The organism is Sphingopyxis lindanitolerans (assembly GCF_002993885.1).
GTDB lineage: Bacteria > Pseudomonadota > Alphaproteobacteria > Sphingomonadales > Sphingomonadaceae > Sphingopyxis > Sphingopyxis lindanitolerans.
Window position 1 is genome coordinate 3,897,978 of record NZ_CM009578.1, and the last position, 16,181, is coordinate 3,914,158.

Annotated in this window: 12 protein-coding genes; 7 read left to right on the plus strand and 5 right to left on the minus strand. The window is 62.6% G+C overall.

From position 1 onward, the window contains the following. Window positions 1-20 precede the first annotated feature (20 nt). The 3 genes from CVO77_RS18460 to CVO77_RS18470 all read left to right on the plus strand — a co-directional run bounded on the left by CVO77_RS18460 (window position 21) and on the right by CVO77_RS18470 (window position 4,358). Complete coding sequence (locus CVO77_RS18460) at window positions 21-2,282, plus strand: TonB-dependent receptor (RefSeq protein WP_106000324.1); 2,262 nt, start codon at window positions 21-23, stop codon at window positions 2,280-2,282. A 179-nt stretch (window positions 2,283-2,461) separates the two neighbouring features. After that, window positions 2,462-3,541: a cytochrome P450 gene (locus CVO77_RS18465; RefSeq protein ID WP_158258127.1), complete on the plus strand. Its 1,080-nt coding sequence runs from the start codon at window positions 2,462-2,464 to the stop codon at window positions 3,539-3,541. Beyond that, the gene (locus tag CVO77_RS18470) at window positions 3,468-4,358 is read left to right on the plus strand and encodes an enoyl-CoA hydratase (RefSeq protein ID WP_242446010.1); all 891 of its coding nucleotides are present in this window, start codon (window positions 3,468-3,470) and stop codon (window positions 4,356-4,358) included. Before CVO77_RS18465 ends, CVO77_RS18470 begins: the two co-directional genes overlap by 74 nt. 3 nt (window positions 4,359-4,361) lie before the next feature. On the opposite strand, the gene CVO77_RS18475 is transcribed toward CVO77_RS18470, so the two are convergent. Further along, window positions 4,362-5,435, minus strand: a complete 1,074-nt coding sequence (locus CVO77_RS18475; protein WP_158258128.1) for an AraC family transcriptional regulator — start codon at window positions 5,433-5,435, stop codon at window positions 4,362-4,364. Between the two features lie 313 nt (window positions 5,436-5,748). Between CVO77_RS18475 and CVO77_RS18480 the strand changes: the two genes are divergently transcribed. Genes CVO77_RS18480 through CVO77_RS18495 form a run of 4 tightly spaced genes read left to right on the plus strand, consistent with a single transcriptional unit; the run spans window position 5,749 to window position 10,466 of the window. Beyond that, a complete protein-coding gene (locus CVO77_RS18480) occupies window positions 5,749-6,504 on the plus strand; it encodes an acetoacetate decarboxylase family protein (RefSeq protein ID WP_158258129.1) in 756 nt (251 codons plus the stop codon). Between the two features lie 12 nt (window positions 6,505-6,516). Continuing rightward, complete coding sequence (locus CVO77_RS18485; protein ID WP_106000329.1) at window positions 6,517-8,163, plus strand: AMP-binding protein; 1,647 nt, start codon at window positions 6,517-6,519, stop codon at window positions 8,161-8,163. Then, window positions 8,160-9,344 carry an acyl-CoA dehydrogenase family protein gene (locus CVO77_RS18490; protein WP_106000330.1) on the plus strand — a complete coding sequence of 395 codons (1,185 nt, stop codon included), beginning with the start codon at window positions 8,160-8,162 and terminating at the stop codon, window positions 9,342-9,344. Before CVO77_RS18485 ends, CVO77_RS18490 begins: the two co-directional genes overlap by 4 nt. A 33-nt stretch (window positions 9,345-9,377) precedes the next feature. After that, window positions 9,378-10,466 (plus strand): acyl-CoA dehydrogenase family protein, encoded by a 1,089-nt coding sequence (locus tag CVO77_RS18495; RefSeq protein WP_146130902.1) that lies wholly within the window; start codon window positions 9,378-9,380, stop codon window positions 10,464-10,466. Here CVO77_RS18495 and CVO77_RS18500 read toward each other — a convergent pair. From CVO77_RS18500 to CVO77_RS18515, 4 genes are all read right to left on the minus strand, one after another. Then, on the minus strand, window positions 10,463-11,251 hold the full coding sequence (locus tag CVO77_RS18500) for an enoyl-CoA hydratase/isomerase family protein (protein WP_106000332.1): 789 nt from the start codon (window positions 11,249-11,251) through the stop codon (window positions 10,463-10,465). The two genes, CVO77_RS18495 and CVO77_RS18500, sit on opposite strands and share 4 nt — an antisense overlap. An 8-nt stretch (window positions 11,252-11,259) precedes the next feature. Continuing rightward, window positions 11,260-12,618, minus strand: coding sequence for an aromatic ring-hydroxylating oxygenase subunit alpha (locus CVO77_RS18505; RefSeq protein WP_106000333.1), 1,359 nt, complete (start codon window positions 12,616-12,618; stop codon window positions 11,260-11,262). 389 nt (window positions 12,619-13,007) lie between these two features. Beyond that, on the minus strand, window positions 13,008-14,666 hold the full coding sequence (gene acpA / locus CVO77_RS18510) for an acid phosphatase (protein ID WP_106000334.1): 1,659 nt from the start codon (window positions 14,664-14,666) through the stop codon (window positions 13,008-13,010). A gap of 41 nt (window positions 14,667-14,707) precedes the next feature. Then, a complete protein-coding gene (locus tag CVO77_RS18515) occupies window positions 14,708-16,153 on the minus strand; it encodes an alkaline phosphatase family protein (RefSeq protein WP_106000335.1) in 1,446 nt (481 codons plus the stop codon). Window positions 16,154-16,181: the final 28 nt, after the last annotated feature.

Genomic DNA, 16,181 nt, shown 5'->3' on the forward strand with positions numbered 1-16,181 from the left:
CTCGGTTGGGGAGAGAATATATGACGTTCAAACTCGGAAGTGTGGCGCTCGCCTTGCTGTCGTCGACCGCGCCCGCTTGGGCCCAGGTCGCTGAACCGCCGGCAGAAACTGCGGAGACCGTTCGCGACAGCAACGAGATCATCGTGCTCGCACAGCGGCGCGCCGAACGGCTCCAGGACGTGCCGATCTCGGTCACCGTCCAGAGCGGTGAGCAACTCGAAACCGCCGGGGTCGACAATCTGCGCGATCTCGGCGCGGTGACCCCAGGACTGACCTTTCAGGCGCAGGGCAATTTCGTCCAGCCGGCGCTGCGCGGTATCACCACGCTGGTCACCGGTCCCGGATCGGACAACCCGATCGCCCTCTATATTGACGGCGTTTACGAAGGCACCCAGGCGGGTGCCTCTATCGACCTGCCTGACGTCGAACGCATCGAAGTGTCGAAGGGACCGCAAGGTACCTTGTTCGGACGCAATTCGACGGGGGGGGCGATCCAGATTTTCACCAAAGCGCCCAGCTTCACCCCAACGGGCAGCATTTCGGCGACCGCCGGCCTTTACGACGGGGCGGGCCCGAGCCGTTCGTCCTACGACCTCGGAGTGAAGGGCTATGTAAGCGGGCCGATCATCGCCGACAAGCTCGCCGCCAGCCTGTCTTTCGCCTATCGCAACGTCGATGGCTATTCGACGAATATCGTCTATGATAGATTGCCTGCCGCGATTCAAGAGGCCTATGGCTCCGACCGCATGGACTGGCTGAAGTCGGTCACGCTGCGTGGCAAGCTGCTCTTCACTCCGAGCGAGAATGTATCGATCCTGCTCAGCGGCTATTACATGCATCGCAAGAGCGACCATGGCAGCGCAGGCCTGCCCGTGAACGGCCTGACCGCCGGTGCCTTTTATCCCGACGCTGTGTTCGGCACGCGCCCCTACCAATATGCCTATGACGCGCCCGATCCGCTGACCGAGATCAAAAATTACGGTGGCGCGCTGAAGATCGATATCGACACCGGTGCGGGAACAATCACGTCGACGACCAGCTATACGCTCAGCCGTCACCGCGAACAGGTCGATGTCGACGCCTCCTATTCGCCACAGTGCCTTGCTGCGGCCCCGATGACCTTTGCCTGCATCGCGTTTGCCGATACCCAGCCCAATGATAATTTCCTCCAGGACGTCCTGTTCACGTCCGAACAGATGGGGCGGGTCAAATTCGTTGTCGGCGCCAACTTCTTCAGCAGCAATGGTGACTTGTCGGGGGTCATCAGCGACTTCAGCGGCGGCGCGGAGCCCGGTGCACCGGACGTCGTCTACAATCCGCTGCTGATCGCGACGACGCGCGTCAAGACGCGGGCGTTCGGCATTTTTGCACAGGCCGATATCGACCTGACCGAACAACTGACGCTGACAGCGGGTCTGCGCTACAGCTATGAAAAGAAGAAGGGGTACATCAGCTTCTTCGGCTCGCCGCTCGACAATTTCGCTAACCCCAGCTGGGACAGCTTTACGCCCCGCGTCGGGCTTCGCTATGCGCTCGACGGGCGCAGCAATATCTATGCGACCTTCAGCAAGGGCTTCAAGAGCGGCATCCTGCCGATCCTGACCGTCGGCGATCCGGTGAACCCCGAAAAGGTCACCGCCTACGAGGTCGGCTACAAGACGGCACAGCCTGGCTATACGCTGAACCTCGCGGCCTTTTTCTACGACTATAAGGATTTGCAGATCCAGTCTTTTACCGGGACGACAATCATTCCGACCAACGCGGCGTCGGCGCGCATCTTCGGCTTCGAATTTGACGGCACCGCCGATCTGGGGTCGTCGCTGACCGCCCGCGCAGGCGTTTCGTGGATGCCCAAGGCCGACTTCCGCAGCTTCCCGAACGCGGCGGGTTATCAGCCAATCATCACTGCGGGGGGCCTTCCCTCGGTCGTCGCCGATGTCAGCGGCCAGCGGCTGGTCCGCGCGCCAAAGGTCAGCGCCGTGGCCAGCGTCACCTATACCGGGCGGGTCGGCAACGGCGACCTGACGATTACCCCCAGCGTCCATTATTCGAGCAAATATCTGCCCTATGATGCTTTCGACCTACTTGTTCAGGGCGCCTATGCCCGGGTTGCGGGCGAGATCGCATACAAGCCCGACGATAGCGGGTTGCGAATAGCCTTGTGGGTGCGCAACCTGACCAATGCCCAGTCGTTCAGTTCTACCACCATTTCTGCAGGCGCGGCGCGCGCGACCTATGAGGAACCGCGCGAGTTCGGCATTACCGTCGGATATGATTTCTGACGGAAATGGCAATTGACAAGGAGCAAGGTGTGACGCGGGATATCAGCTTCAACGACCCCGATATTCAGCGTTGCCCCTTCGCGGCTTATGAGGAGATCCGCGCGCAGGGACCCGTGTATTACGATAAGTCGAACGGCTTTCACATCGTCACCGGCTATGACGATATTCGCAAGGCTGCGATGGACACGGCGACTTTTTCGAGTGTGACCGGACAGTTGCTCGTCAAGACCGCGCCTTATCAGGAACGCATCGACGCTATTTACCGCGATAAGGGCTACCTGCCGGTCACCGCGCTGGTCGTCGCCGATCCGCCAATCCACAGCTTTCACCGTTCTCTCGTGGATAAGGTTTTCACCGTCTCGAGTGTCAAGCGGATGGAGGAGTATCTGTCGGGCGTGGTGGACGAGATGGTCGACCAGATCATTGATTTGGGCGCGACAGATTTCTATTATGATCTCGCGGTCAAAATCCCCAATCATGTCCTCTCGGACCAGATCGGGTTGCCGCGCGAGCGCTTTGCCGACTTCAAGCGCTGGGCCGATGCGATCGTTCAAGAAGCCGATCCGAACAACGGCGAGGAGCGGCAGGTCGAAATCACGCACACGATCTGCGAACTGCAACAGTTTCTAGTCGAGCGGATCGAGGAATATCGCGCGACGCCGCGACACTGCATCCTCAATGATCTCGTCCATGCCGAGGTTGATGGGAAAGGCCTGTCGATCGAAGAGATCATCCAGATCGTGGAGCAGATGCTGCCGGCGGGAAGCGACACCACCGTTGGCGCGCTGGCGAGCGCCTTGCACCGGATCGCGACGACACCCGGACTGGAGGACGAGCTTCGCGCCGATCCTTCGCTGATCGCCAATTTCATCGAAGAGGTTCTGCGCACGGCAACACCGGTGCAAGGTCTGTGGCGGCGGGCTACCCGCGACACCGAGATCGGCGGTGTACCGATCGCTAAGGATTCGATCATCGTGCTGCGCTTCGGCGCCGGTAACCGTGATCCCGACGTGTTTCCCGATCCCGACCGCTTCGACATCCGGCGAACGAACGCCCGCAGGCATTTCGCTTTCGGCGTCGGTCCCCATTTCTGCGTCGGAAACCTCCTCGCGCGCGGCGAACTACGGGTCACGATCGATCGCTTACTCCAACGCGTGAAGAACCTGCGGCTGGCGCGGGGCAAGGATGGCGTTGAATGGCAGGCTCATTTCTTTGCCTTTGGTCCCAGTCGGCTCGAAATCGCTTTCGATCCCCTCTGACGGATTGCAATCCATGTCATATCAGTTTGTGAAATACAGCCAGCTTGGCGCCGTTGCCGAAATCGAACAAAACCGTCCCGACAAACGCAACGCGCAGAACCAGTTGATGCTGACCGAGATCGAGGCCGCGCTCGATGCGGCCACGACGGACACATTGGTGCGGGTCATCGTCATTGGCGGCATCGGCGGCCATTTTTCGGCGGGACATGACCTGCGAGAAGGCGAGGAGAAGCGCGCCGACCTGTCGGTCGAGGATCGCTGGAATTACGAAGAAAAGCACTTCTATGGCTTGTGCCTGAAGATCTGGGACTGCCCGAAGCCGACCATCGCCCGCGTACAAGGCGCTTGCGTGTCTGGCGCGTTTATGATGGCGAATATGTGCGATCTGGTGGTGGCGTCGGACGACGCCTATTTTGCCGATCCGGTGGTTCACAGCCTGGGCGCGGCCTCGGTCGAGGTACTCATCCACCCGTGGGTGATGGGGCTCCGCCGCGCGAAGGAAATGCTATTCACCGGCGAACGGATGACCGCAGCAGAAGCGCGAGAAATCGGGCTGGTGAACCGGATCGCGCCGGTCGCCGAACTCGAAGCTGCCAGCATGGCGCTCGCGGCGCGCATCGCCGAGGCACCGCCATTCGGCATCAGGCTGACCAAGCGATCGCTCAACCACAGTCAGGATGTGGCCGGGTTCCGCGCCGCGCTGGAGGCGCACTTCACCGCGCACGAGCTTTCGCATTTCACCCGCGAATATCGCGCGACGACGACCGGCGGCCTCGGCGCCGCGGTCGATCAGGGAAAGCGGCTGATCGCCGGCTAGCCTCTATAATTCGACGTCCGCGGCGATGTCCTTGCGGAACTTGCGCGGACTGGCACCGAACCAGCGGTGGCAGCTACGCGTCAGCACCGAAGGCTCGCTGTAGCCCAGCATCGCGGCGACGCGCGTCAGCGGTATCGTCGGTTGGCCAAGGTAGCGGATCGCCGCCTCGCGACGGACCTCGTCCTTGATATCCTCGAAACTGACGCCTTCTTCGCTCAACCGGCGCTGCATGGTGCGCGGGTGCATGCCGATGGCAGATGCGACGTCGATGTGGAGGCTGCCGCCGCGCGACAAGAGCCGGGCCGCGACCGAGCGGACGCGGCCCGACAAAGGCCGTGCTGAATCGGGGAACTGCGTGTCGATAAAGGATGTCGCCATATCGTAAATTTGCTGACTGCGGTTCGCGATCGGCGCAGAAAGGTCAGCGCGGTTAAGAAAAATCGCATTGAAAGGCGCGTTCATTTCGACCCGCGCGCCGAAATATTGGGCGTAACGCGTCGGCGCCGAAATATAGTCGTGGCCGAACCAGACCTCGCGCGCACGTACCGATCCACCCGACAGCGCAAGGATCGCATGATGCATCAGCGCCATACCCTGTTCGATCGCCTGCTCCTGATGCGGCAGGCGATCGAGGCAGATTTCCCAGCGGATAAAGGGGCGACCGCTGCCGCGCTCGTTCTCAAGCGTCAGTTCGGTCGCGAGGCTGTATGTGCGCAGATGCTCGGCGCAATAACGATAGGCATCGCCCAGCGTCGGCGCGTGCGACATCGCGACTTCCAGCGGACCCAGCACCGCGGTGCCCCCCTGATGCGCCGCAAAGGCCATTCCAAAGTCGGGGCGCTCCAACTCGATCGCGGTGCGGTGGAGCAGGCGGATCGCCCGCCGGTATGAGATCATTGCGCCCGTCTGTCTGAAAATCTCGGGCGAGATATTCTCTTTTGCCAGCAGTGGCTCGGGGTCGCCGCCCAGCCGACAGACGACCTCCGGATAAAGGCGCAGGATATCCGCGCGAACCAGCGCGGACTTTACGCCGGCATCGTCGTGATCGCTTTCGAGTAGCTTCGCTGTGCTAGCCATGTTGCTCTCCCAGACGCCCGATTCGGGAATCATTTCTTGTCCGGACAGTCGTTTGCGAAGATTCGCCGCTTTCCGTTACGACGCGAATCATCTGCTCTTTGTCGTCAAAAATCAAGATATTGCCCGACAGGAAACATAGAAGGATGTTGCCGCGATGCGTGCTTCGAAACTGCCCTGCAACGGCGGCGAGGGTCGCGGGATGTCAGGTCAATGTCGCGCGCAGCCAAGAAGCGGTGAAGCCCCTGGATTATGGTCGCGACACTCTAGGATTATGGCCTGCAGGAGCCTCGTTTTCGTGTCTCACCGATTTGATATGCCTGCACTTTTCGGCCCGAGCGTGGTGCCCGACCGCAGCGTGGTGCCCTTTGCCGAGGTCGTGTCGATCAGCTTCGAAACGACGGTCGAGGCTGCCGAGCGCCTCATGCCGCGCTTCTTCAAACCCGCCGGTCCGCCGGTCGTCACCGTCACGCGCATCGACTATCAGGATGTCGATTATCTGGGTGGCCGCGGCTATCGCGAAATCGTCGTCTCGGTCGGTGCGCTGCATGGCGACAATCACCGTGCGGCGGGCTTCGCTCCGGTCATGTGGGTGACCGAGCCAGGGGCCCTGATCAGCGGCCGCGAGTTCATGGGCTTTGCGAAACTGCCCGCGACGATGGAGGCGATCGAGCGCGAAGGCGATAGCTGTCGTTTCCGGGCGAGCGAGTATGACGCCGTCTTGATGGAAGGCCGGGTTTCCGGCTTGCATCCCCTGTCGGACGACTCGCTCGCGCGTGTGAATCAGAGCGCTGAGGCAGTGCGGACGTACGGCTGGAAACTGATCCCGGGCGATGGAGAGACGCCAGACGTCGACCACCCAATGATGAATGTGATGCGTTGGAACTACAGCCGGGCCTGGTCCGGCGATGGCGACATCCGCTTTCACCGTCCCGACGCTCGCGCGGCCCCGCTGTCGGCGCATGTGGTCGAGGCGCTGGCCGACGTGCCCGTCGTTGCAAGCCGCAGGGCCTTTGTGGCGGAAGGGCGCGCGGAGATTGACCGCACCGCGACGCGACGCCTTCATGGCTGATCGGGGTCGGACATGATCGGTGCAGCCGGCTTCCGTCGGGATACGGGTGGGTGGCAAACCCGCTGGGATCCCGAGCGCGCCCGGCGGGCGGTCCGCGACGGCGACTGGAGCAATCGCACCATTGCCGATTTTGCCGCGGACAGGGTCGCCGCGACCCCCGACCGCGTCCTGCTGTTCGATGGTGATCATGCGCTGACGTGCCGCGATCTCCATGATCGGGCCTGCCGGTTGGCGGGTTATTTCGATGCCATCGGACTCGCCCCCGGACAGGTCGTCTCCTTCCAGCTGCCCAATTGGTGGGAATGTTCGGTCATCAACCTGGCTGCGGCGATGACGGGGGTGGTCGTCAATCCGATCGTCCCGATCAATCGCGACGCCGAGGTGACGTTCATGCTGGGCGAATCGCGCAGCCGACTAATGTTCGTTCCCGCGACTTTCCGCGGTTTCGACTATGCCGCGATGATGGCGCGGATCGCCCCCGACCTTCCCGCCGCACCCGAAGTGATCATTGTCCGCGGCGCGGCCGAGGGGTGTCCGACCTTCGATGCGATCCTCGCCGGGGAACCGCTCACGACCGCGCGGCAGGTCGATCCCGATGCGGTGAAACTGCTCATGTACACGTCGGGGACGACCGGACGGCCCAAGGGCGTTCTGCATTCGCACAACAGCATCGGTGCGGATTCGATCAAGATGGCCGCGGCGATGGCGCTCGGCGCCAGCGACGTCACCTTCTCGCCGTCGCCTGTTACGCATGTCAGCGGCTTCCTGTGGGCGCTCAACGGACCCTGGATCATCGACGTCCCTGCGGTGACGGTCGATATTTGGGAACCCGAGCGCGCGCTCGATCTGGTGAAGGCGCACCGCTGCACCTTCATGCTGGGCGCGACCCCGTTTTTGCAGGATTTCCTCGCCGTCGCCCGTGTGCGCAATGAAGCCGTTCCGTCGCTGCGCTACTTCTTGTGCGGCGGGGCATCGGTCCCGCCCGAGCTGATCCTCGATGCCGCGCGGCAGTTTCCGAACTGCATCCCTTTCCGCACCTTCGGTGCAACCGAAGTGCCGACGATGACCGCGGGCCCGGCTTCGCGGGACGGCCTGCGCCTGGCGGCCGAAACCGACGGGCGACTGCTCCATTGCGAGGTGAAGATCGTCGATGCCGGGCCGGACGGCGAGGGCGAGATACTGGCGCGCGAACTGAGCATGGCCCTTGGCTATGCACGCCCCGAGGACAACGAAGACGCTTATGACGACGAAGGCTTCTTTCGAACAGGCGACCTCGGCCGTCTCGTCGAGGGAGATCATATCGTCTGCACCGGCCGCAAGAAGGATCTGATCATCCGGGCGGGCGAAAACATCAGCGCGCGCGAGATCGAAGATGTGTTGTTCGCTTCACCGCTGATTGCGGAGGTTGCGGTCGTTTCGATGCCGAGCCGGCGCACCGGCGAGGCGATCTGCGCGTTCATCGTTCCCGCCGACGATGCGTCGATCGACCTTGGCGATGTGATCGATCTGGTGAGCGCGGCCGGGCTGGCGCGCCAGAAAACGCCGGAGCACCTGATGCTAGTGCGAGACCTCCCGAAAACGGCTTCGGGCAAGGTTCGCAAGGATCAGCTCCGGCTTATCGCGGCGGGGGAAGTGCTCGAAAAGGAACAGGCGTCATGAAACTCGTATTCTCGCCCGAGGATGAGGCGTTTCGCGCCGAAGTTCGCGCCTTCCTTGCCGCCGAGTTGCCGCCTGAACTGGCATGGCGCGAGGCGATGGGCTTTCATAACAAGCGCGCTACCGTCCATCCGTGGCAGCAGAAACTCCATGCTTGCGGCTGGGCGGCGCCCAACTGGCCGAGCGAGTTCGGCGGGGCCGGCTGGTCGCCGATCCAGCGCTATATCTTCGAACTCGAATGCGGGCTCGCCAACGCGCCGGAATATAGCCTGATCGCGATGTCGATGGCGGGCCCGGTGCTGTGCCGATTCGGCAGTCCAGCGCTCCAGCAGGAATTCCTGGAGCCGATGCTGAAGGGCGATTGCTGGTTCTGTCAGGGTTTTTCGGAGCCGCAGGCGGGTTCCGACCTCGCCAGTCTGCGCACCCGCGCGGTGCGCGATGGCGACGATTATGTGATCACCGGGCAGAAAATTTGGACGACCGACGCGCATATGGCCGACTATATGATCTGCCTCGCGCGGACCGATCCCGACGTGAAACCACAGGCCGGGCTGTCGATGATCATCATGCCGATGGACGCGCCCGGTGTGACGGTCCGACCGATTGAGACGATCGACGGTGATGCGCATGTAAACGAGGTCTTCATCGAGGAGGTTCGTGTCCCCGCCCGTTATCTGATCGGCGAGCCCAACACGGGCTGGACGCAAGCCAAATATCTGCTCGGGCACGAGCGCACGCACAATGCCTATCTGGGCATGTTACGGCGCTATCTGGCGCGTATCCCGAAGTTGATCGACGATGAGCTAAATCGCGGCTTGCCTGCGGCCGAAGCTGGCGAATATCGCCGCCGCCATGCGCGACTGGCGATCGATGTCGATGCGCTCGAATGGTCGGTGCTGCGAGTTCTGGCGGGGGAGGAGGGGCCCGTGCTCGGCGCTGCCGCTTCGGCGATTTCGATCCTTGGCGCCGCCTATCTGCTCCGCGCGGCCGACCTGGAGATGGCGATCCTCGGGCCGCAGGTGGCTCCGCGGTTCGGTCCCAAAGACGCCGCGCCGCTGGTTGGCGGGGCGCCACCGGCTGCGGCGGGGCGCACGACGCAATATCTCTACTGGTGGGCCGCGACGATCTTCGGCGGGTCCGACGAGATTCAGCGCAATATCATCTGGAGCACGCTGTTTCGCTAAGACCGCGGCGCAGGATAGAGGAAGGTCGATCAAGTGGATTTTGCCCCGAGTCAGGAACAGGACATGCTGCGCGACAGCGCGCGGCGCTATCTGGCGGATGATTTCGCCGCGCGGCAGCGCGGGGACCAGGCGGCGGCCTGGCGCGGCTATGCTGATCTCGGCTGGCTTGCACTGCTGGCGCCCGACGATGCCGGAGGGCTCGGCGGCGATATCGAGGATGTGCTGATCCTCGCCGAAGAGATGGGCCGCGCGCTGTCGCTCCAGTCCTATGTCGCGTCGGCGATTCTCGCGACCGGACTGGTCGATCTGGTTGCGAGCGGACAGCAGCGCCTCGACCTTCTCGCCGCGATCACGAGCGGCGATCAGCGCTTTGCCCCTGCACTGTACGAACCCGGCCGCCGCTATCTGCTCGAGCCCGAGACCCGCGCCGCCGCATCGGGCAGCGGATATCGGATTTCGGGCGCCAAAAGCCTGATCGCTGGCGGACCCGGCGCCGATGCGCTGCTCGTCTCGGCGCGACTTGACGACGGCTCGATCGGTCTGTTCCTGGTCGCATTGGACGAAGCCGCGGCCTCGGCGTCGCATTATGCGACAATCGACGATGGCGGCGCATCCGACGTCTGGTTCGAACAGCTCGATCTTGGCGCCGACGCCTTGCTCGGCGTCACGACGGTCGCGGCCATCGATGATGTGCTCGACGAGGCGCGGTTGGCGCTTTGCGCCGACGCGCTCGGCGCGCTGGAACGCGCCGTCAGTATCACGGCTGACTATCTAAAGACGCGGACCCAGTTCGGCCAGCCGCTCGCAAATTTCCAGGCACTGCAGCACAGCATCGTCGATATTCATATCGACGCCGATTCTATCCGCTCCAGCCTCTACAACGCCATTGCCACCTTTCATCGCGGCGCGCGCAACGACCGGCGACGCGCGGTGTCGAGTTGCTGGGTCAAGACTTTCGACGCGGCGAAGGGGATCGCGGGCATGGCGGTGCATCTGCACGGAGGCATCGGGATGACGACCGAATATCCGGTCGGCCATTATCTGCGCAGGGTCATGGTGTCCGAGCGGAGCTTTGGCGATGTCGAATATCACCTAGCGCGTTATATGGAGCTGGCCGGTTAGTCGCCCTTGAAAACCGGCGCGCGCTTTTCGATGAAGGCGAGCACCGCTTCATGATGGTCGTTCGACGCCATTGTGTAAGATTCTAGGCCGGCATGCGCTTCGGCTGTGGCAATCGCCTGGCGGCAGAGTTCCATGTTGATTGACCGCTTCGTCGCACGGATCGCCATCGTTGCACCACTAGCCAGCCGGTCGGCATAGGCATCGACCGCGGCATCGAGTTCGTCGGCCGCGACGGCTTTATGAATCAATCCAATCGCTTCGGCTTCGGTGGCGGTCAGCGGGTCGCCGGTCAGCAGATGGTGACGCGCCCGCGCATAACCGATCAGCTGCGGCCAGATCAGCGCCCCGCCGTCGCCCGCCGACAGGCCGATGCCGACATGGGGGTCGGCGATCCTCGCGTCGTTCGATGCAATCACCACGTCGCAGAGCAGCGCCAGCGTCGCGCCGAGCCCCATGGCATGGCCGTTCACTTTGGCGATGATCGGCTTTTCAAGGCCGAGTAAATTATGGACAATCGCCGGAGCGCGCGAAAGCAGGGCAGTACGCAGCGCCTTGTCCTCGGTCGCCTTGAGCAGTCCGGGCAAGTCGGCGCCGGCCGAAAATGCACGTCCCGCGCCGGTCAAGATCACGATATCGCACTCATCGTCGCGCGCCACATCGAGAAACACATATGACAGTTCGTCGTGCAGCGCCCGGCCCACCGCATTGAGTGGCGGGCTGTCCATCGTCACGGTCAGGACGCGGCCGCGACGATCGAACCGGATAAACTCATAATGCTTGTACATGGACGTCCTCATCTCTGCCGGGTGACCGGCGGCTTGTCATAGGGATCTTGCAGGAATTGCCGCAGCACCCTGTGAAAACTCGACACCGACCGCTCCTGCACTGGATTGGTGCGTTCGCCCTTGAAACCGCGCGATTTGAAGCCTTTCTGGACCTCGGGGATATTCTCGAAATCCTGGCGAAAAATCAGCCCCCAGTCGCCATCGCGCCAGTCGGCGTAAAATTCGCGTTCGAGCGGAGGCTCTTGTCCGGGTCCGTAACGGACGAGCGACCAGATATCGAAAATGCAACTTTCCGGGTCGCGACCATTCGGCCGGACGCGGTACCAGAGCACCCCGTCAACGAAGCCGTGCAGGAAAATGGTGTTGGGGAAGACATGCCAATCGAGACCCGAGCGCTCGATATATTCGGGCGTTAGCCCTTCGGGCCATCCCGACCCATCGGCGGCGGCCGCCTCCATCTGGAATTCACCCCATTTGGTCAGAGTCTCGATCGGCCCCGTCTCGGCCGGCACCTCGTCTCGGACGCGCATTGCCGCCGCATAGTTGCGCGGCGTCAGCATCGTGCGGAGATCTTCCTTATATTGCTCGGCGAAGGAGACGATATGGTCCTTCATCGGCGGCTCGGCCCGCGCAGGAAGGCGCGGCGACCGACGGAACGGCAGCGCGCCTTCAGATTCGAACCAGGTCTGCGAATGGCGGCCGAATTCGCCGCTGTTCGAATAGTCGTCGGTGAATTCCAGCAATTGCGGATGCGCTTGTTGCACATGGTAGAATTCGTTGAAAAAGCCGAGCACCGTCTTCCAGTTAGACGGCATGACGACCGTTTTATACCATTGGAACCGCAGCTTCTCGAACTCGAATTTCTCGCAATAATCTGGCATGGGCGACAGGAAATCGAGCAGCGGCTCGGCGTTTGCGTCCATGTTGATGAAAACGCAGCCACCCCATGACTGGCACTGGACTTCGGACAGCTGGATATCCTCGTCCTTCAGGCAGTCGCCCCAGTCGCTCTTATCGATAACCTTGATGTTCCGGCCGTCGAGGCCGAAGCGCCAGCCGTGGAAGGGGCAGACGAACTGCTTGTTATTGCCGCAGCCTGCGGTCAGACGGCGCGCACGATGCGGGCAGACATTGTGATAGGCTTTGATTTCGGTTTCGCTGGAGCGGATGACAACGATGGAATCATCGACGATGTTGTACGTGACATAATCGCCGACGTTCGGAATTTCTTCTGCGCGGCACGCCAGTTGCCAGACAAACGGCCAGAGCTTCTCGGCTTCCAGATCGGCGAAGTCCTGTGCGTAATACGCCTCTTTTGGAACGAAATCGTCGCGCACTTCGTCGGGCGAATATTTGTCGTTCGGCATTAGCGGTCGGACTCCGGTGTACCCGCAATTGCGCGGCTATTTCATCTAGCGCCGAGACTAAATTGGATCGGTCAAAATCGTCTTGATATGCAGCGACAAAATCCCACCATCGTGCGACACTCTGTCGGCTCGCGACAAGGAGGCGGCTTTGCGCCTAATTCTCGCCGCTCAGCGACCAAACAGCCAATCCTAAAAGCTGGCGTAGGTTCATCTTCACCGACCGTACCGCATGAACGGTTGTCCTTCGGGATTTCCGTACCGTTCCCGCGCTCGAAGGCGAACTATCGGCGTTGTAGGTAAGGGCGTAGACTAGGAAACCGCACATGGGAAAGCGAGCCGCGGTCGCATGATCCACCGCCGGGTCCGCCCTATGGAGCCGGACGTTCTGATCATCCGTCGAAAGCGAGCGCGCCTGTGAGGTCGCCTGGCGGCGGCCCGCCGGCGGCAATCATCGCGCGCTCACGCCCGACCAACCCTGGCAGCTTTTTCAGCCCGAAGCGCCGCGTGAGGAAACGCGCGATGGAGCCGGTGTCATAGATTGTGTGATCAACTTCGCCGCGGCGCGCATGGGGAGAGATGATGATCGCTGGAATACGCGTTCCGGGGCCCCAGCGATCCCCTTTGGGTGGCGCGACATGATCCCACCACCCGCCATTTTCGTCGAAGGTGACGATGACGAGCATTTTTTCCCATTGGGGGCTGTTACGCAAGGCGTTGATTACGCCCGCGATATGGCGGTCGCCGGCATCGACATCCGAATAACCGGCATGCATGTTGAGATTACCCTGTGGCTTGTAATAGCTCACCGTAGGCAAGCGTCCGGCCTCGGCGTCCGCGAGGAACTTGTTGGTCCGCGCCGTTTCGCCGAGGCCGCCGTCGCGCAAGTGCCGATCTCGCGCCGCCGTGCCGGGAGCGAATTGCGCGAAATAGTTGAGCGGCTGGTGGTGGGGCTGGAAGTTGGGCCGCGACGGGAATTCAGCGTCGGTGCCGTGCCCGGCCAGCGCCGCGCCCCAGCCGCCGGCGTACCAGGCCCAGTCGACCCCGCGGGCCGCGAGCATGTCGCCGATCGTGTCGTGGCGTTGGGGCGGGAGCGTCTTGGCGCTGGACCAGTCCGTATAGCCCGGCCGCATGGCATCGAGTTCGTAGCTCGGGGCATAAGGCGGCAGCATGGTGTTGACCGCGTAGAAATCGGGCGTCAGCGAATTGGGCACGAAGCGCACCGGACCGTCCATTGCGCTGGCTGGAGATTGGGCGGTCTGTTTGGGACGAATGCCGTGGGGGTCCCTTCCTTCCAACACGGTGATGCGTCCCGTTGCGGGGCTCTTATCGGCGTTCGGATAATAAGGCGGATGGGCCGCGACCAGATATTGATGGTTGAGGAACGAGCCGCCGAACGCGCCCATGAAGAAATTGTCGCACAAGGTGAACTCGCGCGCGATCTGCCACAGTCGAAGGTTGGCGGCATTGTCCGCATAATAGCCCATGACGAGCGCGCCGCTGTTACCCCACGCGACGAAGCCGTCATTGCGGCCGCCGTTGATCTGCAACTGGTTGTTGTAAAAGGCGTGGACCAGGTCGCGGGTGACCAGACCATGCGGCAGGGGGTCGCCTTCGGGCGTCGCGAGTGCGAACGGCGCGTTGGTGAGCGCCGCGTAGACGGTCTCGTCGCTCAGATATTCGCGGTGTTCGACTACCTGCCGATGCGGCACCAGCCCTTCCCATATCGGCGGCAATTGTGTCAGCACCCTGCCGTCGCGGTCGCGCTGGATATAGCGTTCGGGCCGCACCGCGGAAAGCGGTTGCTCGATCCCGGGAAAGTCGCCGAACAGATTGTTGAAGCTGCGGTTCTCCGCATAGATGATCACCACCGTGTCGATGGCATTGCGCAGCGCGGTATCGGTGACTGGCTTGGCGGCGGGTGCCGCCGGTGCGGACGCGGCTCCCGCATCGCCCATTGCCGCAGCGCCCACCGCCGCGGCGAGGCCCCCAAGCAACAGGCGGCGTTCCGGGGAAACAGGTTCGTCCGAACCGGGTGGATTCTCGCTCATCTCATCTTCCTCTTGCTGGGCCGCGCCGCCCTGTCCGGCGCTTAACGGATTCGCTTGCGCTCTCCGCGCTCCTGCACCGGCACCTGTTGGCCCGAGCCCGGAATGAAGGGAAAGGGCATCGTCGCCGCGTTATTCAGTGCGAGCGCCAACGATTCCTCCGTCGTCGGCAGGACCGGCGGCCTCGCCGCAGGTTGATCGAAACGGAAGACCGAGGTGAGATCGCCGAAGGTTCGGCGGCGCCAGTCGCTGATATTGGGCTCGCGGACGCCGGTGGTCCGCTCCAGAAATTGCAGGATCGACGTATGGTCGAACGGCTGGCTCGATACCCAGCCGCCAGCCGTCCAGGGTGATATGATGATGCACGGCACGCGAAAGCCGGCGCCGATCGGCACGTCGCCGACGAATTCATGCGGCGTTCCGGCCGGGGGCACGGGCGGCGCGACATGATCGAACAGGCCGTCATTCTCGTCATAGTTGAGGATGAACACCGTCTTGGCCCAGACATCCGGGTTGGCGGCGAGTTCGTTGAGCCGCCGGGCGATGAAATCGGCGCCGGCGGCTGGCATGTAATCGGGATGCTCGCACCCCACTGCGGAGGGCATCAGCCACGAGACGGTCGGCAGGCGATCGTGACGCACGTCATCGGCGAACCGGCCCTCGTCGGCGTCCGGCAACCCGCGCAGCGCCAGTTGCGAACCGGCCGCGGCGTTCCGGAACTGTGAGACATATTTGAATATGTTGTTGGGGCGTTTCCCTATCTCGCCATATTGATAGATGCGCCAGTCGATCCCGGCGTCCTGCAATCGTTCGGGGTAGGTTTTCCAGCGAAATCCATCGGGAGGCATGATGTTCTCGATCACCGGTCCGCCGCCCGTCGCCTCGGGATCGATCATGCCGGTCAGAAAATAGAACCGATTTGGCCAGGTCGGTCCGATCACCGACGAATGATAGGCGTCGCAAATCGTGAACGCCTCGGCCAGCGCATAGTGGAACGGGATATCCTCACGCTTGAAATAGCCCATCGTATAGGGGCCATTGACCCCATCAGCGGCGCGGTGCGCCGGCAGCCACTGGTCCATCCTGCCGCCGTTCCACGCCTGATGCTGCACCGCCCAGGCATGGCTGGTGGAGGGCAGCTTCTGCGCATTGGTCGAAAAACTGTCGAGGTGGAACGGCAGCAGATAGCCGTCCGGGCTCGCGGCATCGGGCTGGTGAAAGACGGTCCTGCCGGTGGAAAGCATCAGGGCATCGGGATCACCAAAGCCACGTACGCCGGAAAGCATACCGAAATAATGATCGAACGACCGATTCTCCTGCATCAGCAGCACGACATGCTTGATGTCCTTCAGCGTGCCGGCGCGTCGGGGCGGCTGCGCCATCAGCTTTTGCACATTGGGCGGCATCAGCATCGACGCCGCAGCCACTGACGCAAGTTGCGCCGCGTTGGTGAGCAGGCGGCGGCGGGTCAATGGGGGCGTGGTCGACATTCCGGCGCTTTTTCCTTCGCTTATCCGT

Bases quoted from the DNA above. Each gene is read 5' to 3' on its own strand.
- CVO77_RS18460 (WP_106000324.1), top strand. From the start codon at position 21: ATGACGTTCAAACTCGGAAGTGTGGCGCTCGCCTTGCTGTCGTCGACC.
- CVO77_RS18465 (WP_158258127.1), top strand. From the start codon at position 2,462: ATGGACACGGCGACTTTTTCGAGTGTGACCGGACAGTTGCTCGTCAAG.
- CVO77_RS18470 (WP_242446010.1), top strand. From the start codon at position 3,468: ATGGCGTTGAATGGCAGGCTCATTTCTTTGCCTTTGGTCCCAGTCGGC.
- CVO77_RS18475 (WP_158258128.1), bottom strand. From the start codon at position 5,435: ATGGCTAGCACAGCGAAGCTACTCGAAAGCGATCACGACGATGCCGGC.
- CVO77_RS18480 (WP_158258129.1), top strand. From the start codon at position 5,749: ATGCCTGCACTTTTCGGCCCGAGCGTGGTGCCCGACCGCAGCGTGGTG.
- CVO77_RS18485 (WP_106000329.1), top strand. From the start codon at position 6,517: ATGATCGGTGCAGCCGGCTTCCGTCGGGATACGGGTGGGTGGCAAACC.
- CVO77_RS18490 (WP_106000330.1), top strand. From the start codon at position 8,160: ATGAAACTCGTATTCTCGCCCGAGGATGAGGCGTTTCGCGCCGAAGTT.
- CVO77_RS18500 (WP_106000332.1), bottom strand. From the start codon at position 11,251: ATGTACAAGCATTATGAGTTTATCCGGTTCGATCGTCGCGGCCGCGTC.
- CVO77_RS18505 (WP_106000333.1), bottom strand. From the start codon at position 12,618: ATGCCGAACGACAAATATTCGCCCGACGAAGTGCGCGACGATTTCGTT.
- acpA (WP_106000334.1), bottom strand. From the start codon at position 14,666: ATGAGCGAGAATCCACCCGGTTCGGACGAACCTGTTTCCCCGGAACGC.
- CVO77_RS18515 (WP_106000335.1), bottom strand. From the start codon at position 16,153: ATGTCGACCACGCCCCCATTGACCCGCCGCCGCCTGCTCACCAACGCG.